Here is a 26876-nt window from a genome sequence, read left to right on the forward strand (position 1 = left end):
CCGAACCTCTAAAAGGACTCTCCTGATGCACATCATCAATGCCAGGTTGCGCAACCAGGAAGGCCTGCATGAGTTGCACCTGGAAAACGGCCTGATCAGCAACATCGCCCGCCAGACCGAAGCACCTACCCTGGGGCCAGACGATCTGGATGCCGGCGGCAACCTGGTCATACCGCCCTTCGTCGAGCCGCACATTCATCTCGACGCGACCCTGACTGCGGGCGAGCCGCGCTGGAACATGAGCGGTACGCTGTTTGAAGGCATCGAGTGCTGGGGCGAGCGCAAAGCCACCATCACCCAGGAAGACACCAAGACCCGGGCCAGGAAAACCATCCAGAACCTGGCGGCCCACGGCATCCAGCACGTGCGCACGCATGTCGATGTCACTGACCCGCAGTTGACCGCCCTGAAGGCGATGCTCGAAGTGCGCGAGGAAAGCCGGCACCTGGTGGACATGCAAATCGTCGCATTCCCGCAGGAAGGCATCGAGTCCTATCGCAACGGCCGGGACTTGATGGAGGAAGCGATCCACATGGGTGCCGACGTGGTCGGCGGCATTCCGCATTTCGAGTACACCCGCGAGCAGGGTGTCAGTTCGGTGAAGTTCCTGATGGACCTGGCCGAGCGCACCGGGTGTCTGGTGGACGTGCATTGCGATGAAACCGACGACCCGCACTCACGCTTCCTCGAAGTGCTCGCCGAAGAGGCCCGCAGCCGCGACATGGGTTCGCGGGTCACCGCCAGCCACACCACGGCCATGGGCTCCTACGACAACGCCTACTGCGCCAAACTGTTTCGTCTGCTCGGGCATTCGGGCATCAGCTTCGTTTCATGCCCCACCGAAAGCATCCACCTGCAGGGCCGCTTCGATAACTTTCCGAAACGCCGGGGCGTGACCCGGGTCAACGAGCTGCTCGAAGCCGGCATGAACGTGTGTTTCGGCCAGGATTCGATTGTCGACCCGTGGTATCCGCTGGGCAACGGCAACATCTTGCGGGTACTCGAAGCGGGCCTGCACATCTGTCACATGCTCGGTTACCGCAACCTGCAAAGCGCCCTGGACCTGGTGACCGACAACAGCGCCAAGGCCCTGGCCCTGGGTGACCGCTACGGACTGGAACCGGGCCGGCCAGCGAACCTGCTGATTCTTTCTGCCGAAAGCGATTACGAAGTGATCCGCAGCCAGGGATTGCCGTTGTATTCGGTGCGTGGAGGCAAGGTGTTGATGAAGCGGACGATGCCGGTGGTGGAGTTCAGTGGGGTGGATTGATCTTCCGGTTTAATCAATTACACCCTGGTTATCGCTAGTCGATTTGTCACCGGCTATACACCGTGGCGTAAACTAGCGATAACCTAATGTAAAAAATCAAACCAACAAAAACCTAAGGACAACCATCGAAAAAAACACCACTCCACCTGCAATCCAAGGCGCTATCAACTTTCGCTTAAGATCTAGCGGCAAATTCAACAACTCATCCTTCTCTATAAGACCCCGTTTTTCGCATAGCCGAGGGATCAAAAACATTATTGCAATTGATCCACACCTATGAACCTTTCCAATCAAGCCAAAACCAGAAAACACTTCACGATTGCTTGCAACATATTTACTTTTATCCAAGTAGCTTTCTATTATTTCCGTATATCGAATGGTGAATATAAATATCCACACCAACACCAAAAACATCAAGAATATTAAAAATATTGCAGTAAAACCCAATACAATCCTCATTATTGAAGATACTCATAAATTATGTCACCGCCCATCCCACCTATATTTCCACCGATTGCTCCTCCTGCCCAACCGCCTACTCCACTCCCTACCACCATACAAGCTAGTGCACCGGCCCCGCCGGTAGCGACCCCGAAGGCAACAGCGCATCCGATTGAAGTTACGTAACCTCCAACAAACCCGCCGAAAGATCCACCATACAGGCTGCCCGACAACTTCCCTCCTTCTAGATACTTAGCTTTCCTGCATTGCTCTTCACGCCCAGTCGTGCATGCCTCATAAATTGAGGCACCTGTTGCAGTTACACTCAGGCCGACCCCCAGATAGGTCCCTTTTTTCATGAGGCTGGATGCTTTCGCCACGCCATTAATGGTTTCGGCATAGCCGGCTATGGTCCCCGTATGCAGGTAACTTTTGGTGGAAATGCCCAGCATGTCCTTGATCGAGCCTTGGTTACGCAAACCGGAGCCAAATCGGGCAAAGCTTCTCAACTGATGATCAAGCTTCTCAAATAGAGCCTTACGCTTTGTATAAAAGGCATCTCGACTCTCAGCGCCACCCTGTCTCAATAAATCACCATGAGCGCTTTCGATTTTTTCCAGGGTTGTCTTGATGCCATCAAGGTGTTTGCTCCAGGCACCACCCACCGCGCCAATCCCTATGGATGAATAACCAAGCATTCTTGTCAAAAGTTCGTGATTTTCAACTATGAAACCATCGCTCTGCATTCCATTTGTCATAATCGCCAAATGGACTTCCAACGCTTTGCGCATATAAAACGCTTCTTCGGCCGTACACGACGCTACTGATTCATCACCTACTATTACTATTTCACCGGGCAACACCACTGTATTGATAATGTGAGAATTCAACACATCAAACTTGATACTGGATTTTTGCCCAAGATTCAACTTTGACTTTAAATACGAATAGGGCTGCACATGCTCATTGATAAAAATGTAGGCCTTTGACATCAGCTAAACCTCACGAGCATTTCTTATTAGCAATACGATCCCACCCACCGGCCACGTTTCCGCCGCCTGCGCCGTCTGTACGCTTTTGCTGGGTGTAGATCGTTCTTATGCGCCCGTAATCTAGACTGATACTTTCGGTAGGTATCCCGTCATTTGCTATTTGCGAGTAACTGGAAATGATCACCTCTTCAAGCTGGATCTCGAAGTATTTGAGTTTCTCGCCACCTGCGCGGTGCAAACTTAAAACAACTTCTTTCAGGTGCTCACCCGCGCAACTAGCCTCCAAAAGTTTGCTACTGGATTTATCCAGGGTTTTGGTGAACGTAAAATCGGAAACGGTCGTACGCCCCGAAGAAGCTCCCCCCGCAGAACTGGCCGTAGCCGACGTTCCTTGGTGGGTGCCGAAGCGGTAGCCGGTAATTTCGATCCAGTCACTGTGTTGCTCATCAAGCGCTTCACCCGGGATTCCACTGATTTTCAAAAAAGCGTCAAATGCCATGCCACCGTTCCTTGGCAGTGGAATTGTTCATCAATTCCTTCATGAGCAAAGCTACAACTTTCTCTTTAAACAATGGTTTGACTAACACCCCCTGAGTACTGCGAAAAAGAGCTTTCCTATGCCGCTCTGCCAAATTTCTGTAGGACCTGTCCACATATGCCGGGGTTACTGTGGGCGGCGATTCGATAACGGCGACATAAGATTCAACTAACCAACCGGGCCGTACCAAACAGACTAACCCGACTCAACTTCCCCCGCTCTTCCTCCAGCAAAATCGGCGCAGTACCACCGGGCATCGTCACTTTCACCTCCCCGGCACTCACCCAGCCCACCCGCCAGGCCGCGCACGCCACCGCCGTGGCGCTGGTGCCGGAGGACGCCGTCGGCCCTTCGCCGCGTTCGAATACTCGCGCGATCACTCGCTGCGCGGCATCATGGGCCGCCCATTGCAGATTGATCCCCGCCGGGCACGGTTGTCCTGCCCCGGTGGGCATGGCGAAAGCGATTCGCGTGAGCCCTTCGCCCAATGCGGGTTCACGCATTTGCTCGTTGCTCGGCAGCGCATCCATGTGGTCCACCAGCGTCACACAATGCGGATTACCGACCCGTACAAACTGACTGCGGACCCATGCGCCGTTCAATGCTGCCAACGGCTGTACATGACTCAGCTCACGGCCGTTGAACGTTACACTCTCAACGCCTTGAGCACTGACTGCTTGCGGGCCGAAAGTCGGTTGCCCCAGATCCAGCCAGAAACCCTGCACCCCTTCGACCTGCGCCGCTTTCACCGAGGTTTCTCCCGGTGAAATCACATCGGCCTTGTCGTGATGAACCCTGAGCACGCACGCCTCGTCCCGGGGCAATAACCCTTGGTCACTCAGGGCCTGGGAGAAAATCGTCAGGCCGTTTCCACTGCGTTCGGCGAGGGTGCCGTCGGTGTTGACAATCAACAGATCGAACGGTGGCGACGACTGGAACGGGCCAACCAGCAAGCCATCGCTGCGATGAGCCTTGCTGCCGGTCGGTTGCTCACCCGGTGCCCAGGAACAGCATGCTTCGACGGCTGCCGACGCCCACAATTGGCGGGTTTGCGCGGCGTGGCCGGCTTGATCGGGCACAGCGATGCCCATTTGCCGCAGCGCCTCGGGCGCCGCAACCATGTAGATATTGCCTCGTGCATCGTAGAGCCGAGTCATGTACCAGTCCTGAGTTCAGCCAAAAAAGAGTCTGTACTTTAGGGCCTCACGGAAGACGACAGCAATCGATTGCCCCGTCGAATTGCGGTTACTACGCGCCCGGGGTTTATCGCGAACTGTTGTCGTCACCTGTCATTAATGACAGCAGACAACCTATCCGCACCAGCGCAAAGTTGAATCCTGGCCCTTATTGCCCGGTGACACCATGAAATGGATATCCCTGCCTTTTATTCTGATAACCCTGATTTCAAGCGGTGTGACAATCGCCGATGAGCCGGTGCGCAATGGCGGTGGCGAGGAAATCCTGTTGCAAGGGTTTCACTGGAACTCCAGCCGCAACCCGACGGAAAAGTGGTACGCGGTACTGACACGCATGGCGGGTGGGATTGGTAGCGATGGCTTCACCGCCGTGTGGATGCCACCTCCCTGGAGCGATGTTTCCCAGTGGAAAACCCTCTCGGCCGAAGGTGGAGGTGAAGGCTATTTCTGGCACAGTTTCGATAAGGGCAGCCGCTACGGAAGCGATGCACAACTTCAGCAGGCTGCCGGGGCGTTAAGTCAGGCCGGCGTGAAAGTGGTGTACGACATCGTGCCCAATCACATGAACGATAAAGACGTTTATTCACTATTTCCCAGAGGGCGAAATGAGTGGCGTCACGACTGTGCGCAATGTGACGAAGGCGATGCTTTCATGGACGGCGCGGCCGATCTGAATACCGCCAACACAGAGGTTTTCACCGCTTTCGAAAAGGAACTCATCAACCTGCGCGACCATTACGGTGCCAAAGGCCTGCGCTTCGACTTCGTCCGCGGCTATGCACCGGAAACGGTTGATCGGTGGATGAGGGCCTTTGGCGACCAACAGTTTTGCATCGGTGAAATGTGGAAAGGCCCAGGTGAGTACCCTGAAGGTGACTGGCGTCATAAGGCCAGTTGGCAAGATGCACTCAAGGACTGGGCAGACCGCTCGCACTGTACGGTCTTCGACTTTGCCCTCAAGGAACGCATGCAAAACGGTTCGCTCGCCCAATGGCGAGACGGGCTCAATGGCAACCCGGATCCCGCATGGCGCAAGATTGCCGTAACCTTTGTCGACAACCATGACACTGGCTACTCACCGGGTCCGAATCAAGGACAACATCACTGGCCGTTGCCAGAAGAGCGGCGTAATCAAGCCTATGCCTATATCCTCAGCAGCCCTGGTACACCCGCGGTGTACTGGCCGGACATGTACGACTGGCAACGTGGCGACTTGATTCGCCAGCTGATCAGGCTACGTAAGGAGGCTGGCATCAAGGCTGACTCCGAGATCCGTTTTCATCCGCAGTATTCCGGAATGGTGGCCACCACGACAGGCATTCTGAAAAGCCTGGTTATCGCGCTGGATTCGGATTTCACGAACCTGCCACAAAACCTGGGCCAACCAGCGCTGGCAGCGGACGGCGATAAAATCCGCATCTGGAGTACGCCTTCTGAGCAACCGCCCATAGGCGTTCATTTCAATTGCGACTACGCCCCCACCTCCGTCGACCAAACCGTTTATGCCGTGGGCTCATCTCTTGAACTGGGTGCATGGGACCCGCGCCATGCCATCGCCTTGACGCACAACCCCCAAGAGAACCGCTGGACGCGAGTCATCGAGTTGCCGGCGCATCAGGTCATCGAATGGAAATGCATCATGCGCAACAGCAATTCGCCTGACTCCGTGCGTTGGCAACCGGGTCCGAACGTCAGCTTCACCAGTGGCGAAGTCAGCGTAACCCGAGGAACGTTTTAGCCTGCTGGGCCAGCGGTTGTGAGCAGCCTTCAGGGTCGCGACAGGTGAACTGATGTGCAAGGATGGCGGTCTGCACACAGTCAGTCACCTGCGTTACCAAGGACTTTTCATGACCGCCATCAATACCCCACCGCTCTTCGTTCCCGGGCGCATGGAACAAATGTCCACGCGCGTCGCTTTTTTCATCGCCGGGTTCGGCATCGCCGCGTGGGCACCGCTGGTGCCGTATGCCAAGGCGCGGGCCGGGCTGGACGAAGGCACGTTGGGTTTGTTGCTGCTGTGCCTGGGGGTGGGTTCGATTCTGGCCATGCCGATGGCTGGGATCCTGGCCACGCGCTTCGGTTGCCGCAAAGTGGCGACCGGCGGGACGCTATTGATCTGTGCAGCGCTGCCGCTGCTGGCCACGGTGTCGTCGATTCCGGCCCTGATCGGCGCGCTGTTCATGTTCGGCGCCGGCCTCGGCACGGTGGATTCGACAGTGAACCTGCAAGCGGTCATCGTCGAACGTGCCAGCGGCAAGAACATGATGTCGGGGTTCCACGGTTTGTTCAGCCTGGGCGGAATCGTCGGCGCGGCAGGTGTCAGTGCTTTGCTCGGCCTGGGGTTGTCGCCGCTCGGTGCGATGCTGGTGGTGGTCGCTTTGCTGTTGGTCGCCCTGCTGAAGGCCGTACCACACATGTTGCCCTATGGCAGCGACAGTTCAGGGCCGGCGTTTGCCGTTCCCCATGGCATCGTGCTGTTCATCGGCGGCATGTGCTTCATCGTCTTCCTCGCCGAAGGCGCGGCACTGGACTGGAGTGCAGTGTTCCTGGCGCAGGAGCGCGGGATCGATACGGCCTATGCGGGGCTGGGGTATGCGGCGTTTGCCCTGACCATGACGGTTGGACGCTTGACCGGTGACAAAATCGTGCGGCGGCTGGGCGCGACACGGGTGATCGTGTTCGGAGGGCTGACTGCGGCGGCCGGGCTGTTTCTGGCGACATTCGCCCCGAGCTGGGAAGCGGCGTTGGCCGGTTATGCGTTGCTCGGTGCAGGATGCTCGAACATTGTCCCGGTGCTGTACACCGCCGTGGGCAAACAGACCGTCATGCCGGAAAGCATCGCCGTGCCGGCCATTACCACGCTGGGTTATGCCGGGATTCTTGCCGGGCCTGCGGTGATCGGCTTTGTCGCCCATGCCGCCAGCTTGAGCTTTGCCTTTGGGTTGATGGCGTTGTTGCTGGTGGCGGTGGCGATTGGCGGGAAGGTATTGAAGGTGTGAGCCACTTGTTTACGATAAGTGGTCAATCTTCTGCTCACTTTACTGTCAACTTTGTCAGTAGACCGAGGCCGCAAAAAAATCACACCATAAGTTGAGTTTCCTCAACTTATGGATGAATCATGAAAGCTCTCTTCCTTGACTGGTTAGTGCCGATCGTACTCTTGATAAACATGAGCGCCTGCTCTGTGCTCCCACAATCCATAAGTCGCGACTGGGGAGAAGGAACACCCGACTTCGCGCCGGCACAGCCCTTGGGCAACGTAAACGGTCAATACGATCACTGGCAGTCGATTGGCCGTGTGACGGTGGAAAACGGTATGACCTGTACGGGTTCGTTGATTGACACGCGCCAAACAGTCGATCAGCGGGATAGTCCAGCCTATGTATTGACATCCGGACACTGCACCAACCTGGACTCCAACGTGGTTCTGGTAGACGAAGATGCAACTGGAAAAGTTACTTTCAACTTCTTTGCAGATACCATCGAGTTCACCAAATCGTACCCCGTTAAACGAATCAATTGGAGCACTATCCGAGGGCAGGATATTTCGATTCTTCAACTTGATCGTACTATTGGACAAGTGATTAGCGATGGTATTCAGCCATTAAAATTGGCAACCAGTCTGCCCGCGGAGTCTGGTGTATTGATAGTTGGAGCACCTCTACAACGCCACATTCAACGAATGGCCTGCCCGCGCGAGCACTCGACCGGCATTGTTGAGGGCCTATGGGCATGGCAGGATCAACTCAGCAATCGATGCCTGGATGTCATGAGCGGCATTTCAGGATCGCCGGTACTAGGACGCTTCAACAATGAAATTCTTGCAGTGGTGGGCACGACCACACAAGGCAGTGGGCATTCGCGATGCAGCAGCGGTGCACCCTGCGAAGTCATGGACGGCAAGGTAAGTAAAAAGTTGAATACCAATTACTCCACGTCGGCAATCGGCTTACAAGCGTGCTTTAACCAGGGACGGTTTGACCCTCTCAACCCATCCTGCTCTGTAGGCCCGAACTTCAAGTTTTCAGCCACTCCACCCGTGAACACTTTCATTAAGCTTGAGCGTGATCACTCCGGAGCCGTCATACCATGGCTTTGGACCCAGCCCTTCGCTGTGGATAGTCCTTATTACCGATACAAGTTCACGCGAACAATTAATGAATGTGGAGTGCCAACGGGTTACAGCGAGGCAATTTCCAGCAATACAAGCGGCGAGAACAAGCTGAGTCGAGAGTTGCACGACGGTGCCGGCATGTATTTGCTATGCATTATGGGGCAGGAGCACAAAATCGGCGCGCCGGGTCAATGGGATGCGCGTAATGCACGAGTTTACTGGCGATGGATGCTTGAGGGGCCGAGCCAGCTCACCCCTATTTATTCTATCAGTCAAAACCAGAACGACCCGTCAGAGTATACAGTGAGAGCTTTTCCGGTCTCTCCCGATTTGGATGCTTATTCGTACCAATACAAGGTAGTTTCACGCGAAAAAACTGACTGTCTGGACCAGCAAGGTTACAAGAGGGTACAACCATCAATCGGCGTTTTTACTGTTGATGTAACAAACGGCCCGGTGAAAGTTTGTCTTAAAACTAATGATCTGGCAGGAAACCCTTCTCCTATCGTTGATTTCCAGCTTCCCGAATAAGCAAGGATATGTTCCCGCAGTTTGATAATCTGCGGGAACCATCAGGAAAGCATCACTTAGTAAGATTAAAAGCCAACACTGGCCTGCACGAAAAACGTACGCGGCGCGCCAACGTACATGCCCGAGTTATTGTCGCTGGAGCGAGTGAAGTACTGCTTGTCGAAGATGTTTTTCACCCCCGCGCCCAGCTTCAGGTTCGACACCTGCGGACCGAAGTCATAACCGCCACGGACGTTCCAGGTGACGTAGCCCGGAATGTCACCGTACTGACCATCGGCCGTGCCCTCGGTGATGTAGTTGTTGCTGAAGCTGCCGTCGGCGTTCACCGCAACACCCGGTGAGCGCTGTTTGGACTGGGCAAAGGCGTCGATATTGTAGGTCCAGCGATCAATGTCGTAACGCAGCCCGGCGGTGGCCACCTGACGCGAATAGAACGGCAGGTCACGCCCCTCGAAATCCGGGATATCGCCTTCATAGACGGCACGGGTGTAGGTGTAGCCGGCATTCGCTGTCAGACCGGCCAGACGCGGGTCCAGTGCCGCCATGTCGTAATGCACCGATGCTTCGATCCCCTGGTGGGTCGTTGCGCCCAGGTTGGTCCAGCCCGCATCGTTGCTGATGTACTGCAACTCTTTATCGAAGTCGATGTAGAACAACGTCACTTCGCCGCCCCACACGTCATCGTTGTAGCGCGTGCCGATTTCATAGGTCTTGGCTTTTTCCGGCTCCAGACCATTGGCAGTGCTGTCGCCTGTACCCCCCTGACCGAGCTGGAAATACTGCAGGCTGCCGAACGAAGTTTCATAGTTGGCGAACAGTTTCCAGGCATCGGAGATGTGATACATCACGCTCAGCGCTGGCAGCGGTTCGTTGCTTTCGATGCTGCGTTTCTTTTCCGGTACGGGCCGGCCGGCCGTGTCGAGTACCGGGCGGTCGTGCCAGTCGGTACTGATATGTTCAAAGCGAATACCGGGAGTGACGGTCCATTGGCCGACATCGATCTTGTTGTCGATATACACCGAGTTGGCTTCGGTGCCACCGGTTCGGTCCTGATAGACATGCCCGTCCGAACCTGGACGTACCACCGGCTCGTTGCTGCTGTTGAGCCCCAGGCGGCTGGCCTCTTCGTGCATGGCTTCTTTCAGGTAGCGATAACCGACACTGACTTCCTGGGTGGTCGGGCCGACATCGAACACATGGGATACACGCGGTTCGATGCCAAAGGTGTAGTAGGTACGCGGGAACGAGCCGATGGTTCTCTGATCGCGGGCGGCGATATTACTGCCGCGGAAACTGTCGGTGTAGTACGTCAGCACTTCGGCCTGAGTGCGGTCGTCGAGTTGGCGGACCCATTTGAACGACACGTCCTTGCGACGGCCACTGAAGCTGTCGTTGTTCCGGTCGGACTGGAACGGGTCAGCGTCGTACTGCGCCTGGGTCAGGCCGCCGGGCATGTCGGCGCTGGCATCGTAGTAATGGAAATTGAGGCTGAAATCGTCGTAATCCGTAGGCGCCCAGTGAGTCTTGAGGATCACGTCATCGATGTCGTTGTCGTTGTTGCGTTCACGGTAGCCGTCGCCGTTCACGCCGGAGTACAACAGCGCCACGCCCATGCCGTTGTCCGCCGTGCCGCCGGCAAACAACGTGTCGATGTGCTTCCAGCCACCGTGCTGGGAAGTTTCCAGGGTCGTGCCGATTTCCGCAGAGGCTTGTTCCGGAATCGCACGGGTCACGAAATTGATCACACCGCCCACGTTCTGTGGTCCGTAACGCACGGAACCGGCACCGCGCACCACGTCGATGCTGTCGAGGTTGCCGGAGGAAATCGGTGCCATGGACAGCTGCGGTTGGCCGTAAGGCGCGAACGCCGCAGGCACGCCGTCGATCAGCACGGTGGAGCGCGGCGACAGGCGCGACGTCAGGCCGCGAACACCAACGTTCAGGGAAATGTCGCTGCCACCGGTACCGTTGGCGTCCTGCACTTGCACGCCCGGCACACGTTTCAGAACGTCGCCGACGTTCATCGCACCTTGCTCGACCATCGCTTCGCGGCGGATCACGGTCCGCGCGCCCGGGTGATTCTGCACCACGGCGGCGTCGGCATCATCGAGCCAGTCGCCGACCACTTTGATGTCGGTCACGCCCAATTCCAGTGGCCCTTTTGCAGCCGCCGTTGGCGCCGGTAACAAGGTGACCGAGCCTTCATCGATCTGGTATTGCAGGCCGCTGCCCTGCAACAGCTGACGCAGCGCCTCTTCCGGGGAAATATTGCCCTCCACCGCCGGAGCCTGTTTGCCGGCCACCAGTTCAGGGCTGAAAAAAACCTGCAACGATGTTTGCTGGCCCAGCTCACTCAAGGCCTGACCCAGTGGCTGCGCCCTGATTTTAATGGCGTCGGCCGCGAAGGCCTGGGGCATCGCAACGTTGATCGCCAGTGCGAGCGCCAAGGGCAACCAAGGGAGATTGTTGTTTTTAGCGGCGGATTTTTTCACGTCAAACGGCGTCCTGTGAATCGCAAGAGTGTGCGCTTGTTAATGCAAACCAGTTGCAGTTGAACAGGAAGACGATGAACTCGAAAAAAACCTGAATTTTATTTTGAAATTATTTCCTGACTGCCGTCAGCGAGGGTACGCACGGCCACCGGAAGTATGCTCGGCAAGGCCTTGAGCAGCGCATCGGTGTTGTCGGACTTGAACACGCTGGTCAGGCGCAGATCGCCGACTGCGCGGCTGCCGACCTTGAGCGGCGTCTCGCGATAGCGCGAGACTTGCTCGGCGACATCGGCCAGCCTGGCGTTGTTGAAGACCAGTTTGCCGTTGCGCCAGGCGGTCAGTTCCGCCGGGTTGACCGCATAGGCCGCCGCGACTTTGCCGTGCGCATCGACGTGGGTGCCCAGGCCAGCCGTAAGGTTGATGAAATCGTTGTCGGCAGCGTCGTGCCCCTGAACCTTGACGGTGCCCTGCTCCACCACGACCCGGGTTTCGCTGGCGCCACGGCGCACATCGAAACGGGTGCCGGTGACCGTGACTTTGCCGTTGCCGGCCTCGACGATGAAGGGTCTGCGGGTGTCAGGCTGGACGCTGAACATCGCCTCGCCTTCACTCAGTTCAACGGTGCGCCGGTCTTTTTCAAATCGCACCTGAATCCGGCTGCGGCTGTCCAGGTCGACCACCGAGCCATCCGGCAGCGCCACATGGCGACGCTCGTTCAGTGCTGTGGAAAACTCAGCCGTATAAGGCGCTGGATGATTCAGACCACTGAACAAACCCAGCCCGAGCGCTACCGCCAACACGCTGGCGGCAACCGCATAACGCAGCAGCGGGCGGCGTTTGTTGCGCGTTGGCGCTTCCTGACACAGCGCTTGCAGACGCGCCGCAGGCACCAGGTCGGCAGCTTTCCACAGCCCCTGGAGCCATTCGAATTCGCTTCGATGTTGCGGGTGTTGGTCCAGCCAGGTTTCGAACTGGCGATGCGTTTGGACATCGACCGCAGGTTCCTGCAATAGCACAAACCACCGCGCCGCTTCATCGCGGACCGCTGTTTGCCCGCACGCACAAGCACGAGTATCCATCATGGAAGTTCCTGTTTGGCTGGGGATGAAAAATGGCCGGCGCTCATGATTGCAGTCCGTCCAGGCGGTCGCGCAGATGCCGCAGTGTGCGGATCATATACTTTTCCACCATGTTCTTGGACAACCCCAGGCGTTCGGCGATTTCAGCCTGGGTCAGGCCTTCGATTTTCTGCCAGACAAACACCTTGCGGCAGTTGATCGGCAATTCGGTGAGCGCGCGCTCGATGGAATCGGCCAATTGGATCGCGTGCATGAAATGCTCCGGGTCGCCGGTTGACGACACACTGAGATCAATCGCCTCTGACTCCATGGCGCCCCGCCGATCCTCACGCCGATAACCGTCCACCGCGATATTGCGCGCGGTCTGGTGCAGGTAAGCCCGAGGTTGCTCCACCGCCGCCGAATTCGCCTCAAGCACCCGCACGAAGGTGTCGTGGGCCAGATCCTCAGCCTGCTGACGGTTTCTCAGGCGACGGGTCCAGGTGCCAACCAACTCTTCGTAATGCTCGAAAAAGCCGTGTCTGCGGGGCAGCTTGGGGATCATTTCGGTGTGCTGTGGAGACGGGGGCGTGAATAGTAATGCTTCCTATTAACCCAAGGCAACGATTTGCAGCTCAGTGGGCAAACAGCCCGCCATCCGCTATCGTCCGGCAGCGTTTGCCCTGCGAGCGCCGGGCAATTGCACACGCGCAATCAGCCCCGCGCCGCTGCGATTGCGCAGTGTCAGCTCTCCGCCTTGTTCGCGAACGATTGCCCGCGCAGCGGACAATCCCAGGCCGACACCGCCAGTATCACGGTTGCGTGAGGTTTCCAGTCGATAAAAAGGCTCGAACACTCGCTCAAGCGCAGACTCGGGAATGCCCGGGCCATCGTCCATGACTTCGATGCAAACCCGCTGCTCATCCTCCATCAGCTGGATGCTCGGCTTACTCGCATACTTCACTGCGTTTTCCAGCAGATTGACCACCACCCGCTTGATCCCGAGCGGGCGGCCGTCGTACACCAGATGGGCCGGGCCAGTGAAATCGACCTCGATACCTTGGTCGCGGAAATCATCGATGATCGTTTGCAGCAACTCCGAGAGATCGAACGCAGTGGTTTGCTCCCTGTGGGTTTCTTCGCGGAAAAAGCCCAGCGCCGCGTTGATCATCGTTTGCATTTCTTCGATGTCACGGACCATTTTGCGCTGCTGCTCCAGGTCGTCCATGAACTCGCTGCGCAGGCGCATCCGCGTCAAAGGAGCCCGCAGGTCGTGGGAGATGGCGGCGAGCATTTGCGTGCGCTCGCTGAGAAAGTGCCGAATCTGCGCCTGCATGGTGTTGAAGGCGATGATGGCCTGGCGAATCTCATGGGGGCCCTCGATTTTGATCGGCGGCGCATGCAAATCCCCGCCGAAGCGGCGCGCGGCGCTGGCAAAGCGTTGCAGCGGGTTGGCCAGTTGCCGGGTGGCAACCCAGGCGACGAGCAGGGTTGCGATCAGACCCAGGGCAATGATGATCGGGATCCGGACATTGGCGTCGAGCCCCCAGCTTCGTTCCGGCGGCGTGAACGACAACCAGCTGCCATCGAGCAACTGCACGAGTGCAACGTAGTGCGCCTGAGGGCTTTCGTCCGGCCAGTCGCCGGGGTTGAAGACTTCTATGTCTCGGGGAGTATCACCCAGCAATTGCTGTAACGGCGAACTGTTCGGCGTCACCTGTTTACCGCCCGAGGGCAGGTGGAAATCGGACCGCTGCGGGTGCCAGTTCACCTCAAGCATCGGGCTGCTTGCCGCAGCGGCCAAATGCGAACGCGAGGCCGCCGGCGCCGCTTCGATTACCCGCACATTCGCCGCCATCTGTTCCAGCAAGCCCGTGCGTTCGATGGGCGGACGGCCCCATGTACCGGCGAGCTGCATGAACAAACCATTGAGTGCCAGCGAAGCGATCATCGCCGCGACGATGGTCAGCGCGATCCGGCTTCTGAGAGTGTCGCGAGGGGCCAGTCGACGGATCACGAGCGGGTTACCCTGGCAGAGAACATGTAGCCGCCGTTGCGCACCGTGCGAATCAGGTCCGGGCGCTTGCTGTCCGGTTCGATCTTGCGGCGCAGGCGACTGACCTGCACATCGATGCTGCGGTCATAGGCATCGTGGCCCTGGCCACGCGCCAGGTCGATCAGTTGTTCCCGGGTGAGAATGCGTTGCGGATGCTCGAGAAAAACCAGCAGCAAATCGAACTCCCCGGCCGACAGCGGAATCATCACGCCCTCGGGTGAGCGCAACTCGCGACAGGTGATATCCAGTTGCCAATCGGCAAAGGTAATGACCGGCCGCGTCGGTTCCTGCCCCAGGCTTTTCTCGCCTGCGCGACGTTGCACAGCGCGCAGACGGGCCAGCAGCTCCCTCGGGTCGAACGGTTTGGTCAGGTAATCGTCAGCGCCCAGTTCCAGACCGATGATGCGGTCGCTCAGCTCGCCCATGGCGGTCAACATGATGATCGGAATTGCCGTTCTCGCCCGCAGCTTCTGGCAAAGACTCAGGCCGCCTTCGCCCGGCAGCATCAGGTCAAGAATGATGATGTCCGGGCGGTTTTTTTCGATCACCGCCCACATGGCGTCACCCTGGGTGGCCAGATCCACTTCGTAGGCATGCTGAACAAAGAACTTTTTCAGCAAGTCCAGGATTTCCACATCGTCGTCGACGATCAGCAGTCTGCTCACGTTCAGGGGTCCATGGGTCGGAAAAGGAGCGTATCTAAAACCATTGCGCGGCCGCGGTCATATATTTCAATCGAGCAACATTTCTACATCCCGGACATTTTTCGGACATACCACCGCAATCCCCCTGCGGCACCCTGCGCGACTTTCAACCCATGAGGTCTTCCATGCAGGGATCGAACAGCACCTACCCGATCGAGGCGGTCGATAGCGCGCATAGCGTGATCCTCAATCAGCGCACAAGTACCCCAGGCGACGACGAACCGATTTTATTCCAGCAGGCATGCCTGGGTCTGACCGACGATCGGACCCACGTTGTACTGCGCCGTTATTACGAGCGCTACAGCCCGACCGACAGCAACTGGGTGGAATACATCCACTCAGTGCCCATTGCCGAATTCACCCACTGGATCATGGCCCATGGCGGCCTGCGTATCGAATGCTCGGAAGAGCTGCCGGGCGGCAGATGATCAGCGGCAAGCCCCTTGCGCAATTCATCCACTCAGGAATCCCTTGATGAGAAAACACTTCTCGCTGCCGCTATTGGCTGCCACCACCCTGGCCCTTGCGGCGTGCAGCAACAACAAAGTCACACCTGAGGCCTACTCGGGCTTCTTGAAGGACTACAGCGTTTTGACCGAACACCAGTCGCCGTCGGGGCAAACCGTGCTGAGCTGGGTGAGCCCGACACTCAAGGTCCAGCGTTACACGCAGGTGTACATCGAACCGAGCCAGTTCTATCCACAGCCCCTGCCTACTGAGCGAATTCCGCAGACTACGCTCTCGGACACCACCTGGTATTACGACGCCGTGCTCAAGCACGAACTGGGCAAAGTGTTGCCCGTGGTCACGACCCCAGGCCCCAACACCCTGATCGTTCGGCCCGCGATCACCGGCGTCACGGCCAGCACCCAAAGCCTGCGCTACTATGAATGGTTGCCGATTACCCTGGTTGCAGCGGGCGTCAGCACGGCCACCGGGATCCGCGACCAGGACAGTGAAATCGCTACCGAAGTGCTGTTTCTCGATGGCGGGACCAAGGCCGTGGTAGCTGAAGTGGTGCGCAAAGGCACGGGTGTCCCGCTGGAAAACGACCAGCAAGTCATCACGACGGCGAACGTCAAGAGCGTGCTCGATGGTTGGGCCAGCGACCTGCGCAATTCGTACGTGGCGATGCGCAAAAAACAGTAACCCGGCACGCATCCAAAGCAATCTGGCAGGAATCCCAATGCATCCGGCGGCTGGCTGTAGCAAAGTGCAAGAATGCCAGTCACCGGCTTTTCCTCAGGAATGCACACATGTCCAGCACCCACGCATCACCAAAGAGATCACCGCTTGCCCGGCTCGCCCTGGCCATTTCCCTGAGTGCCCTCGGCCTGTCTTTCTGCGCCGGCAATGCCCTGGCCCATGGTGGCCAAGCGGAAATGGTGCCACTGCAGGCGGGTCTTGAAGCGTTTGGGGCCACGGTCAAATGGGACGATTATTCGAACCTGTTCACCATTGCCAAGGATGGGGTCTACCTCAAGGTCAAGCCTGACAGCAAAGTCGCCATGCTCAACGGCAAGCGCATCGAGCTGACGGTGCCGGTGGTGTTCAAGGACCATACGGCGTTCATGTCCAAGGACTTCATCAACCAGGTGTTCCAGTCCGGCCTGGACAAGACCTTCGTTGTCGAAACCCGCCCCAGCCCGCTCAACCCCTTGAGCGCGGCTGAAATCACGGCGGCGGTGGACATCGTCAAACAATCGGAAAACTACAAACCTGGCTTTCGCTTCACCGAAGTCTCGGTCAAGGAACCGCCGAAGGATCAGGTGTGGAACTTCGTCCTTACGGGGCAAAACGTCAGCCAGCCGCGCCAGGCTTCGATCGTGGTACTGGACGGCAAGCATGTGATCGAAGCGTTGGTCGATCTCGACAGCAAACAGCTCAAGTCCTGGACACCGCTGCAAGGCGCCCATGGCATGGTGTTGCTGGACGATTTCGCCACGGTGCAGACCGCCGTGGAAACCAGCCCGGAATACGCGCAAGCCTTGGCCAAGCGCGGTATCACCGATGTGAAGAAGGTCGTGGCGACACCGCTGACCGTCGGTTACTTCGACGGCAAGGACGGCCTGGCGCAGGACAAACGCCTGCTGAAAATCGTCAGCTACCTGAATGTCGATGACGGCAATTTTTGGGCGCACCCGATCGAAGGCCTGGTGGCGATTGTCGATCTGGAACAGAAAAAACTGATCAAGATCGAAGACGACGCGCTGATCCCGGTGCCGATGAAACCGACGCCGTATGACGGACGTGGACGCCAGGCCGTGGCCGTCAAACCGCTGGAAATCATCGAACCCGAGGGCAAGAACTACACCATCAGCGGCAACAGCATTCACTGGCAGAACTGGGATTTCCATGTTCGCCTCGACTCGCGGGTCGGGCCGATCCTGTCCACCGTTACTTACGACGACAAGGGCAAGAAACGCAAGATCATGTACGAAGGCTCGCTGGGCGGGATGATCGTGCCTTACGGCGACCCCGATGTCGGTTGGTACTTCAAGGCCTACCTGGACTCAGGCGACTACGGCATGGGCACCCTGACTTCACCGATTGCCCGCGGCAAAGACGCGCCGCAAAACGCCGTGTTGCTGGACGCCACCATCGCCGACTACACCGGCGCACCAACCGCCATCCCCCGGGCCATCGCGGTATTCGAGCGCTATGCCGGCCCGGAGTACAAACACCAGGAAATGGGCCAGCCCAACCTCAGCACCGAGCGGCGTGAACTGGTGGTGCGCTGGATCAGCACCGTGGGCAACTACGACTACATCTTCGACTGGGTCTTCCAGCAGAACGGCACCCTCGGCATCGATGCCGGTGCCACCGGTATCGAAGCGGTCAAGGGCGTGAAATCCAGGACCATGCACGAAGATACCGCCAAGGAAGACACCCGCTACGGCACTCTGCTCGACCACAACATTGTCGGCACCACGCACCAGCACATCTACAATTTCCGCCTCGATATGGATGTGGACGGCGAGCAGAACTCGCTGGTGGAAGTGAACCCGGTGGTGTTGCCCAACGACCGCGGCGGACCGCGCACCAGCACCATGCAGACCGAGACCAGAGTAATCACCAGCGAACAGCAAGCGGCGCAGAAATTCGACCCGTCGACCGTGCGCCTGCTGACCAACTTCAGCAAGGAAAACAAGGTCGGCAACCCGGTGTCCTACCAGTTGATTCCGTATGCCGGCGGCACGCACCCGGTGGCCAAGGGTGCCAACTTCGGCAAGGACGAATGGCTCTACCACCGGCTGAGTTTCATGGACAAGCAACTGTGGGTGACGCAGTACAACCCGGAGGAAAAGTACCCGGAAGGCAAATACCCGAACCGCTCGGACAAGGACTCGGGGCTGGGGCAGTTCACCCAGGACAACCAGTCCATCGAGAACACCGACAATGTGGTCTGGCTGACCACCGGCACCACCCACATCGCCCGCGCCGAGGAATGGCCGATCATGCCGACCGAATGGGTGCATGTGCTGCTCAAGCCGTGGAACTTCTTTGATGAAACGCCAACGTTGAATCTCAATTCAGCGAAGTAAAACGGTAAGCACATTACCTGTGGGAGCGGGCTTGCCCGCGATGACGGAGTGTCAGTGGACAGCATTGTTGTCTGATACACCGCTATCGCGGGCAAGCCCGCTCCCACAGGGTCAAGCGGTGCTCATGAAATCAGGCGTACTGTTTGCGGTATTCGCCCGGTGCAATGCCGAAGCGCGATTTGAACGCTGTGGAAAAGTAGCTCGAATCGGAAAACCCCCACGAATACCCCAGCACCGACAATTTCTGTTCCTTGCCTGACTGACGCAGGGATTCAGCGCACAGGTCCAGCCGTCGGTTCTTGATGTAGCGCGCCACCACCAGGCCTTTCTTGGCAAACATCCGGTACAGACCTCGGGTCGACATGCCGACTTCCCGCGCCAGCCATTCCGGGCACAGTTCCTCGGAGCGGATGTTCGCGTCGATAAAGCTCAGGGTCTTGCGGAAGATCCGTTCATGCGGGTCTGTGCAATCGTCGGTCTGGCTGATGGCCGGACGCAGCAGGCTGACAATCGCTTCCAGGGTCGCTTCACTTTCCTGGCGGCTGAGGTTCTGCTGGCGCGTGGCATCGAGGATCAAGCGATGCGAAAGCATGGCAATGGGCGATGTCGCCGCGATCCGGTGGCCGCACTTGACCTGGTTGAAGCGCAGGGTTTGCTGGACCAGTTGATACGGCAGGATCAACGACAATTGCCGGGAATTTTCGCTGTAGGTGAAATCACTGGGCCGCGAGGCATCGATCAGGGTGATGTCACCGGCGGACAACAGCACCTTGTCGTCGCCCTGGGCCATGCCTGCGGTGCCATCGAGCTGGAACACCGCAAAGTACTTGCCGTCCTCGCCCGCCGCCACTTGTTGCGGCGTGCGGTAGAGCCGTGCCTGGCAAGCATCGACGAAGCTGAGCTTTAAGGCATCGCTGTGGTATTCGCGGATCCGCCCGGCAAAGTCGCTGCCCAGGGGTTGTGCGTTGAAGGCGCCGCAGATCTGGTTGATCTGATGGATCCACTGATCGAACCCGTCCTGGCGCTGTGCGGTTGTAGAAATCATGTCAGGCCTCACGCAGGCTTATTTTTATTGTCTACGCCAATCCACACGACATCGGGATGCTTCTAGTCTCCTGAACCGCACCTCTCCCTGAACAATGACGTGTTACTTGAGTCCGCCAAAACGTCGATAAAAGCTTTCACCGACATCCGGCAACGGACCATCGGCCGTCTCCAGTGCGCTGTTGAGCCACTCTTCGGCCTTGGCGTAAATCAAACGGTAAATATTGCGGCACAACTGCCGGGCCGCACGCCCTTCCCAATCACCGGGCAACAACTCGTCGGGCAATTGCGGGTCGCGCAGCAGCAGTTTGCGGTACTCGTGAATCAGCAGAATCCGTGCCAGGAAGCAGTCCGAGGGTTGCAGGTTCTCCTGCTCGCGAAGCGCTTGCCAGAGCGGTCGGAACAGCTGGATGAACTCGCTGTAATGGGTCGCCAGTTCCTCGATGTTCCAGCTCTCGCGCACTTGCAGGCGCAGGGCCTTGGAGGCCAGCACATCCTGAGCGGTGGTTTCGAAGACGATGGTGTCTTCCTGGGCCCCCAGGTCGAGCAGCGTTGCGTTGATATCGGCACGGTCGCTGCGCGGGCAGGCCAGGACCACTGGCGAAATCGCACCAAAACCTTGCCACTCCAGTTCTTCGCGCACTTGTTTGCGCTTGTCCTGGGTCAACTGCGACAGCATCACCAGGCACCACGAACCGTCCCAGGCCGGCATGCTGGTGCTGTAGACCCGCTTGAACGCCTTGTCGAAACGCCGGCGACCGGTGCCGGTCAGGCTGTAATAGCTACGGCGGCCGACTTTCTCGGCGGTCAGCCAGCCTTCCTTGGTCAAACGGAAAATCGAGGTGCGGATCAGCCGTTCGTTGATGCCGATCGGCTCGAGCAATTGAATCAGGCTGCCCAGCCACACGGTGCCACCGTGGGGCTCGATGGCATCACCGTACAGCGTGATGATCAAGGAACTGGCGCGAATCGGCGTCTGCTCCTGGAAGCGCGTAATCAGATGGTTCAAGGGTGTCAGGGACGACATGGGCGTACCGAGCGAAAAAAGAAAAGGAATATACCGAATGCCGGGGTGTTAATCCCAATCCCTTGCAGGAGCCAGCCTGCAGGGGACCATGTTCACAAAGTGTTGCCTTTGGGGCGAAGGCCGCTGTCGCTGATTCGCGGCCGATCCGGCTCCGGTTCGCTCAGCGGTTCGCAAACCTGCATCTGCTCCAGGCAACGCTGGGCCAGTTGCTGGTATTCGCGCGTTCCCGCCTGCTTCCACGCCACTTCCTGATCGCTGAGGGTGCGCTTGACGCCGGCCGGTGCACCCATCACCAGCGATTGCTCCGGACATTCGAACCCGGCCTTGACGAACGCCGCCGCCGAAACGAAAGAACGCGCACCGATCCGGGCGTTGTCCATGACCACCGCGTTCATCCCCACCAGCGCATCGGCGCCGATCCGACAGCCGTGCAGCACCGCGCCGTGGCCGATGTGGCCGTTGCGCTCGACCACGGTGTCGCTGTCGGGGAAGCCGTGCATGACGCAGGTGTCCTGCAGGTTGGCGCCCTCCTCCAGCACGATCCGCCCGAAATCGCCACGCAGGCTGGCCAGCGGACCGACATAGCAACGCGGGCCGATGATCACGTCACCTATCAATACAGCGGACGGGTGCACATAAGCGCTTGGGTCAACCACTGGAGTCAGGCCATCAAGGCTGTAGCAGGTCATGGCAGGTTCCTTCACAAAGCGATGCAATTAATGACTCATTTTGTATCACATCACTTTTGCAATCACAAAGACTAAAAAGCGTATCACTTGAAACAGCCCTTTCCGACGAATGCCAGCAGGGTCCTAAAATCAACGAAAAACCCAATAAAACCGAGTCAAATCACTCACACAGGGCCCCTCAATCGCAGTGACATCAAACCAGAAGACCCTCAATTAAGACACATTAATTCTATTTTCATATTGCTTTTACGTATCACGTTGTAGCTATACTTTGGCAAAACCGGCCCCAGCGGCCGATCCAATAACGAGCCGGCATCACGCCGAGCGTGCACCGTGAGGGCATCCGCCATGCCTCTAACCCTTGCCGTCGAGTTGATCGAGCCTGGCGTCCGCCTGATTACCCTGCAGCGCCCACAAGCATTGAACGCCCTGACCACTGAGTTACTCGGTGAACTGGCCGATGAACTGAATGCTGCGCAAGCCGATCCCGACACCCGCGTCGTCGTACTCACCGGCAGCCGCAAAGCCTTCGCCGCTGGCGCCGACATCAAGGAAATGGCTGAGCGCGATCTGGTCGGTATCCTTGACGATCCGCGCCAGGCATCGTGGCAAGCCATTACCCGCTTCAGCAAACCGCTGATCGCCGCCGTCAACGGCTTCGCCTTGGGCGGTGGCTGCGAACTGGCGATGCACGCCGACATCATCATTGCAGGCCTCGACGCCCGCTTCGGCCAGCCGGAAATCAATCTCGGGATCATGCCCGGCGCGGGCGGTACCCAACGCCTGTTGCGCGCGGTCGGCAAATCCATGGCCATGCAAATGGTCCTCACCGGCGAACCGATCGATGCCCGCCAGGCCCAACGCGCCGGGCTGGTCAGCGAAGTGACGCAACCGGAATTCACCGTCGAACGCGCCCTGCACATTGCCCGCAGCATCGCGGTCAAGGCGCCGCTGGCAGTACGCCTGGCCAAGGAAGCCCTGCTCAAAGCCATGGACACCGACCTCGCCAGCGGCCTGCGCTTCGAGCGCCACGCCTTCACCGTGCTGGCCGGCACCCGCGATCGCAACGAAGGCATTGCCGCCTTTCAGGAAAAACGCCTGCCGACCTTTACCGGCCAGTAATCACTGAATTCGAGATCTCCAAGAGAGCGCCAAGAACATGAACTTCGAACACATCCTGTTTTCCATCGAGGCCGGCGTCGCCCTGCTCAGCCTCAATCGCCCGGACCAGCTCAACAGCTTCAACACCCAGATGCATGGCGAGGTCAAAGAAGCGCTCAAACAAGTGCGGCAAAACCCGGACGTGCGCGTGCTGCTGCTGACCGGTGAAGGTCGCGGCTTCTGCGCCGGGCAGGATCTGAGCGACCGCAACGTCGCCCCGGGCAGCGCCGTGCCGGATCTGGGCGAGTCCATCGAGAAGTTCTACAACCCGCTGATCCGCCAGCTGCGCGACCTGCCGATGCCGGTGATTTGCGCGGTCAACGGTGTGGCAGCCGGGGCCGGTGCCAACATTCCACTGGCCTGCGATCTGGTACTGGCGGCGCGCTCGGCGAGCTTCATTCAGGCGTTCTGCAAAATCGGCCTGATCCCTGATTCCGGTGGCACCTGGACCTTGCCGCGCCTGGTCGGCATGGCTCGGGCCAAGGCTCTGGCACTGCTGGGCAACCGCCTGAGTGCCGAACAGGCCGAACAATGGGGCTTGATCTACCAGTGCGTGGACGACGCCGACCTGCGCGACGAAGCGCTGAAACTGGCCCGCCATCTGGCGACGCAGCCGACCTACGGCCTGGCGCTGATCAAGCGCAGCCTCAACGCCAGCCTGAGCAACAGCTTTGACGAACAGCTGGAACTGGAGCGTGACCTGCAACGTCTGGCCGGGCGCAGCGAGGACTACCGCGAAGGCGTCGGCGCCTTCATGGAAAAACGCACCCCAGTTTTCAAGGGGCGCTGAGTCATGAGCGCACTCAACACCAACGCACGCATCGCCGTGATCGGCGCCGGTGCCATGGGCGCGGGCATTGCCCAGATCGCGGCGCAGGCCGGGCATCCGGTGCTGCTGCTGGACAATCGCCCAGGCGCGGCCGCTCAAGCCATTGAAGGCATCGATCGGCAACTGGGCAAACGGGTCGAAAGCGGCAAGCTGTCGGCCGAATCGCGCACTGCAACCGTTGCTCGCCTGCAGGCGGTGGACGCCATCGAAGCCCTGGCCGACTGCGCGCTGATCATCGAGGCCATCGTCGAAAACCTCGAGGTCAAGCGTGCACTGTTCCGTCAGCTCGAAGGCATTTGCAGCGAACATTGCATCCTCGCCAGCAATACCTCGTCGCTGTCGATCACCAGCATCGCTGCGCAGCTTGAACATCCTCACCGCTTGCTCGGCCTGCACTTCTTCAACCCGGCGCCAGTGATGGCGCTGGTGGAAATCGTCTCCGGGCTGGCCAGCGATCCGACATTGGCCGAGTGCCTGTACGACACCGCCAGGGCCTGGGGCAAAAAACCGGTGCACACCCGCTCCACACCGGGCTTCATCGTTAACCGCGTGGCCCGGCCGTTTTACGCCGAAAGTCTGCGGATGCTTCAGGAAGGCGCGGCCGACTGCCCGACACTGGATGCGTTGATGCGCGAGGCCGGTGGCTTTGCCATGGGCGCGTTCGAACTGACCGATCTGATCGGCCACGACGTCAACTACGCCGTGACCTGCTCGGTGTTCGACGCCTATTACCAGGACACGCGCTTCCTGCCGTCGCTGATCCAGAAAGAGCTGGTCGACGGTGGACGTCTGGGGCGCAAGAGCGGCCAGGGTTTCTACAGCTACGCCCAAGGGGCAGAGCGCCCGCACACCACGCAAATCAGCAGCGACGCGCAGGTCGAGGTTTGTGCCGTGGAAGGCGACCTCGGTATCGCCCAAGGTTTGCTTGTGCGACTGCGCGAACAAGGCGTCCAGATCATCCAGCGCGATGGCAAGGGTTTGCTGCGGATCGGTGACGCCGTGCTGGCCTTGAGCGATGGGCGCATGGCCTGTCAGCGGGCTCGGGAAGACGGGCTGCGCAACCTGATCCTGCTGGATCTGGCGTTCGATTACGTCAACGCCAAACGCATCGCCATCAGCCATGCGGCTGGCATCGATCCACAGGCTCTTGAACAAGGCGTGGCCTTGCTGGAACGGGCCGGGCTCAAGGTCAGCCTGCTCAGTGACAGCCCGGCCCTCGCCGTGCTGCGCACCGTGGCGATGCTCGCCAACGAAGCGGCCGACGCCCTGCTGCAAGGCGTGGCGTCGGCTGCCGACATCGATCTGGCGATGCGCGCCGGGGTCAACTATCCGCAGGGGCCGTTGGCCTGGGCTGATGCCATTGGCCTGTCGCACATTCTTGAAACGCTGGAAAACCTGCAGGCCAGTTATGGCGAGGAGCGCTACCGGCCGTCGCTGCTGCTGCGCCGTCGGGTCGCCGAAGGGAGACACTTCCATGACTAATCACCAAGCCATGACATTGGCCAGCGATTGTGCACAAGCATTGTTCCAGCGCGACACCGCCAGCCAGGCCATGGGCATGCGCCTGCTCTCGGCCGGCCCCGGTTGTGCCCGGGTCGGCATGACCGTGCGCGCGGACATGCTCCAGGGCCACGGCACTTGCCACGGCGGTTACCTGTTCGCCCTCGCCGACTCGGCGTTTGCCTTTGCCTGCAACAGCTACAACGAAGCCACCGTGGCCATCGGTTGCAGCATCGACTACATCGCCCCGGCCCGCCTGGGTGACACGCTCAACGCCGACTGCATCGAGCAAAGCCGCTCCGGGCGCACCGGCAACTACGACGTGCGCATTGAAAACCAGCAGGGCCAGTTGATCGCCCTGTTCCATGGCAAATCCTACAAAGTGCGCGGCCCGGTGCTGACGCAGGAGAACCCGAATGAATGACGCCCTGATCATCGATGCAGTCCGCACCCCGATAGGCCGCTACGCCGGTGCATTGAGCAGCGTGCGCGCCGACGACCTCGGCGCGGTGCCGTTGCGCGAACTGCTGCGCCGCCACCCGCAAGTCGACTGGAGCAGCGTCGACGACGTGATCTACGGCTGCGCCAACCAGGCCGGCGAAGACAACCGCAACGTCGCGCGCATGTCGGCGTTGCTGGCCGGGTTGCCGGTGAGCGTGCCGGGCACCACCCTCAATCGTTTGTGCGGCTCCGGGCTGGATGCTGTCGGCACGGCGGCGCGGGCGATTCGCAGTGGTGAGGCCGGGTTGATGCTGGTCGGGGGTGTTGAGTCGATGTCGCGCGCGCCGCTGGTGATGGGCAAGGCTGAGCAGGCGTTCTCTCGTGCGGCCGAAATGTTCGACACCACCATTGGCTGGCGCTTCGTCAACCCACTGATGAAAAAGGCCTACGGCATCGATTCCATGCCGGAAACCGCCGAGAATGTCGCCGAACAGTTCAACATCTCCCGCGCTGACCAGGATGCCTTTGCCCTGCGCAGCCAGCAACGCGCCGCGGCCGCCCAGGCCAGTGGGCGATTGGGGAAAGAAATCGTCGCGGTAGAAATCCCGCAGCGCAAAGGCCCGGCCAAAGTGGTCGAGCACGATGAACACCCGCGCGGCGACACCACCCTTGAGCAACTGGCCAAACTGGGGACGCCGTTCCGCGAAGGCGGCAGCATCACCGCCGGCAACGCCTCCGGGGTCAACGACGGCGCCTGCGCGCTGCTGCTGGCCAACCCGGAAACCGCCAAACGCCACGGCCTGACCGCCCGTGGCCGGGTCGTGGCCATGGCCACTGCCGGCGTCGAACCACGGATCATGGGCATCGGCCCGGTGCCGGCCACGCGCAAGGTGCTGGAGCTGGCCAACCTGAGCCTGGCCGACATGGACGTGATCGAACTCAACGAAGCGTTCGCCGCCCAGGGCCTGGCGGTGCTGCGCGAGCTTGGCCTGAGCGACACCGATCCGCGGGTGAACCCCAATGGCGGCGCCATCGCGTTGGGTCATCCACTGGGCATGAGCGGCGCACGGCTGGTGACCACTGCGTTGCATGAACTGGAAGAACGTAACGGTCGCTACGCCCTGTGCACCATGTGCATCGGCGTCGGCCAAGGGATCGCGCTGATCATCGAGCGTCTACCCCACTAAAGAATCGCGATTCCCAAGGAGCCCAGAGGTATCCTTGGGGCATGCACTCAAAGCCCCTGCA

Annotated in this window: 23 protein-coding genes; 12 read left to right on the forward strand and 11 right to left on the reverse strand. The window is 59.2% G+C overall.

The features are described from left to right. Window positions 1-25: 25 nt before the first annotated feature. A complete protein-coding gene (codA, locus tag ASD60_RS15470; RefSeq protein WP_056854823.1) occupies window positions 26-1270 on the forward strand; it encodes a cytosine deaminase in 1245 nt (414 codons plus the stop codon). A 458-nt stretch (window positions 1271-1728) separates the two neighbouring features. Here the strand turns inward: codA and ASD60_RS15480 are convergent, their stop codons facing one another. The 3 genes from ASD60_RS15480 to ASD60_RS15490 all read right to left on the reverse strand — a co-directional run bounded on the left by ASD60_RS15480 (window position 1729) and on the right by ASD60_RS15490 (window position 4398). Next, window positions 1729-2703 (reverse strand): hypothetical protein, encoded by a 975-nt coding sequence (locus tag ASD60_RS15480; RefSeq protein WP_056854825.1) that lies wholly within the window; start codon window positions 2701-2703, stop codon window positions 1729-1731. A 10-nt stretch (window positions 2704-2713) separates the two neighbouring features. Further along, complete coding sequence (locus tag ASD60_RS15485) at window positions 2714-3202, reverse strand: Hcp family type VI secretion system effector (RefSeq protein WP_056854826.1); 489 nt, start codon at window positions 3200-3202, stop codon at window positions 2714-2716. 203 nt (window positions 3203-3405) lie between these two features. Then, window positions 3406-4398, reverse strand: coding sequence for a hypothetical protein (locus ASD60_RS15490; protein ID WP_056854827.1), 993 nt, complete (start codon window positions 4396-4398; stop codon window positions 3406-3408). A gap of 205 nt (window positions 4399-4603) precedes the next feature. On the opposite strand from ASD60_RS15490, the gene ASD60_RS15495 reads away from it, so the two are divergent. From ASD60_RS15495 to ASD60_RS15505, 3 genes are all read left to right on the forward strand, one after another. Then, a complete protein-coding gene (locus tag ASD60_RS15495; protein WP_056854828.1) occupies window positions 4604-6175 on the forward strand; it encodes a glucan 1,4-alpha-maltotetraohydrolase domain-containing protein in 1572 nt (523 codons plus the stop codon). Between the two features lie 109 nt (window positions 6176-6284). Beyond that, complete coding sequence (locus ASD60_RS15500) at window positions 6285-7436, forward strand: MFS transporter (protein WP_056854903.1); 1152 nt, start codon at window positions 6285-6287, stop codon at window positions 7434-7436. 119 nt (window positions 7437-7555) lie between these two features. After that, window positions 7556-9082, forward strand: coding sequence for a trypsin-like serine peptidase (locus tag ASD60_RS15505; RefSeq protein WP_056854829.1), 1527 nt, complete (start codon window positions 7556-7558; stop codon window positions 9080-9082). A gap of 65 nt (window positions 9083-9147) precedes the next feature. Here the strand turns inward: ASD60_RS15505 and ASD60_RS15510 are convergent, their stop codons facing one another. The 5 genes from ASD60_RS15510 to ASD60_RS15530 form a co-directional block, all read right to left on the reverse strand. Then, the gene (locus ASD60_RS15510; protein ID WP_056854830.1) at window positions 9148-11574 is read right to left on the reverse strand and encodes a TonB-dependent siderophore receptor; all 2427 of its coding nucleotides are present in this window, start codon (window positions 11572-11574) and stop codon (window positions 9148-9150) included. 98 nt (window positions 11575-11672) lie between these two features. Then, the gene (locus ASD60_RS15515; protein WP_056854831.1) at window positions 11673-12656 is read right to left on the reverse strand and encodes a FecR family protein; all 984 of its coding nucleotides are present in this window, start codon (window positions 12654-12656) and stop codon (window positions 11673-11675) included. 40 nt (window positions 12657-12696) lie between these two features. Further along, window positions 12697-13197 (reverse strand): sigma-70 family RNA polymerase sigma factor, encoded by a 501-nt coding sequence (locus ASD60_RS15520; RefSeq protein WP_056854832.1) that lies wholly within the window; start codon window positions 13195-13197, stop codon window positions 12697-12699. Between the two features lie 96 nt (window positions 13198-13293). After that, window positions 13294-14649, reverse strand: a complete 1356-nt coding sequence (locus ASD60_RS15525) for an ATP-binding protein (RefSeq protein WP_056854833.1) — start codon at window positions 14647-14649, stop codon at window positions 13294-13296. After that, the gene (locus ASD60_RS15530) at window positions 14646-15353 is read right to left on the reverse strand and encodes a response regulator (protein ID WP_056854834.1); all 708 of its coding nucleotides are present in this window, start codon (window positions 15351-15353) and stop codon (window positions 14646-14648) included. The genes ASD60_RS15525 and ASD60_RS15530 overlap by 4 nt, the downstream gene beginning before the upstream one ends. A 164-nt stretch (window positions 15354-15517) precedes the next feature. On the opposite strand from ASD60_RS15530, the gene ASD60_RS15535 reads away from it, so the two are divergent. From ASD60_RS15535 to tynA, 3 genes are all read left to right on the forward strand, one after another. After that, window positions 15518-15820 carry a hypothetical protein gene (locus ASD60_RS15535; protein ID WP_056854835.1) on the forward strand — a complete coding sequence of 101 codons (303 nt, stop codon included), beginning with the start codon at window positions 15518-15520 and terminating at the stop codon, window positions 15818-15820. Between the two features lie 46 nt (window positions 15821-15866). Beyond that, window positions 15867-16541: a DUF3313 domain-containing protein gene (locus ASD60_RS15540; RefSeq protein WP_056854836.1), complete on the forward strand. Its 675-nt coding sequence runs from the start codon at window positions 15867-15869 to the stop codon at window positions 16539-16541. 107 nt (window positions 16542-16648) lie between these two features. Beyond that, on the forward strand, window positions 16649-18937 hold the full coding sequence (tynA, locus tag ASD60_RS15545; RefSeq protein ID WP_056854837.1) for a primary-amine oxidase: 2289 nt from the start codon (window positions 16649-16651) through the stop codon (window positions 18935-18937). Between the two features lie 130 nt (window positions 18938-19067). Here tynA and feaR read toward each other — a convergent pair whose 3' ends face one another. The 3 genes from feaR to paaY form a co-directional block, all read right to left on the reverse strand. Further along, window positions 19068-19982: a transcriptional regulator FeaR gene (gene feaR, locus ASD60_RS15550; protein ID WP_056854838.1), complete on the reverse strand. Its 915-nt coding sequence runs from the start codon at window positions 19980-19982 to the stop codon at window positions 19068-19070. Between the two features lie 102 nt (window positions 19983-20084). After that, a complete protein-coding gene (gene paaX, locus ASD60_RS15555; RefSeq protein ID WP_056854839.1) occupies window positions 20085-21008 on the reverse strand; it encodes a phenylacetic acid degradation operon negative regulatory protein PaaX in 924 nt (307 codons plus the stop codon). A gap of 92 nt (window positions 21009-21100) precedes the next feature. Beyond that, window positions 21101-21697: a phenylacetic acid degradation protein PaaY gene (paaY, locus tag ASD60_RS15560; RefSeq protein WP_056854840.1), complete on the reverse strand. Its 597-nt coding sequence runs from the start codon at window positions 21695-21697 to the stop codon at window positions 21101-21103. 348 nt (window positions 21698-22045) lie between these two features. Between paaY and paaF the strand changes: the two genes are divergently transcribed. Genes paaF through pcaF form a run of 5 tightly spaced genes read left to right on the forward strand, consistent with a single transcriptional unit; the run spans window position 22046 to window position 26815 of the window. Further along, window positions 22046-22819 carry a 2,3-dehydroadipyl-CoA hydratase PaaF gene (gene paaF, locus ASD60_RS15565; protein WP_056854841.1) on the forward strand — a complete coding sequence of 258 codons (774 nt, stop codon included), beginning with the start codon at window positions 22046-22048 and terminating at the stop codon, window positions 22817-22819. Between the two features lie 37 nt (window positions 22820-22856). Beyond that, window positions 22857-23648, forward strand: a complete 792-nt coding sequence (gene paaG, locus ASD60_RS15570; RefSeq protein ID WP_056854842.1) for a 2-(1,2-epoxy-1,2-dihydrophenyl)acetyl-CoA isomerase PaaG — start codon at window positions 22857-22859, stop codon at window positions 23646-23648. 3 nt (window positions 23649-23651) lie between these two features. Continuing rightward, window positions 23652-25169 carry a 3-hydroxyacyl-CoA dehydrogenase PaaH gene (paaH, locus tag ASD60_RS15575; RefSeq protein ID WP_056854843.1) on the forward strand — a complete coding sequence of 506 codons (1518 nt, stop codon included), beginning with the start codon at window positions 23652-23654 and terminating at the stop codon, window positions 25167-25169. Next, a complete protein-coding gene (gene paaI / locus ASD60_RS15580) occupies window positions 25162-25611 on the forward strand; it encodes a hydroxyphenylacetyl-CoA thioesterase PaaI (RefSeq protein WP_056854844.1) in 450 nt (149 codons plus the stop codon). Before paaH ends, paaI begins: the two co-directional genes overlap by 8 nt. After that, entirely contained in the window at window positions 25604-26815 is a 1212-nt protein-coding gene (gene pcaF, locus ASD60_RS15585; RefSeq protein WP_056854845.1) for a 3-oxoadipyl-CoA thiolase, read from the forward strand. Before paaI ends, pcaF begins: the two co-directional genes overlap by 8 nt. Window positions 26816-26876 lie beyond the last annotated feature (61 nt).

Source organism: Pseudomonas sp. Root562 (assembly GCF_001427125.1).
Taxonomy (GTDB): domain Bacteria; phylum Pseudomonadota; class Gammaproteobacteria; order Pseudomonadales; family Pseudomonadaceae; genus Aquipseudomonas.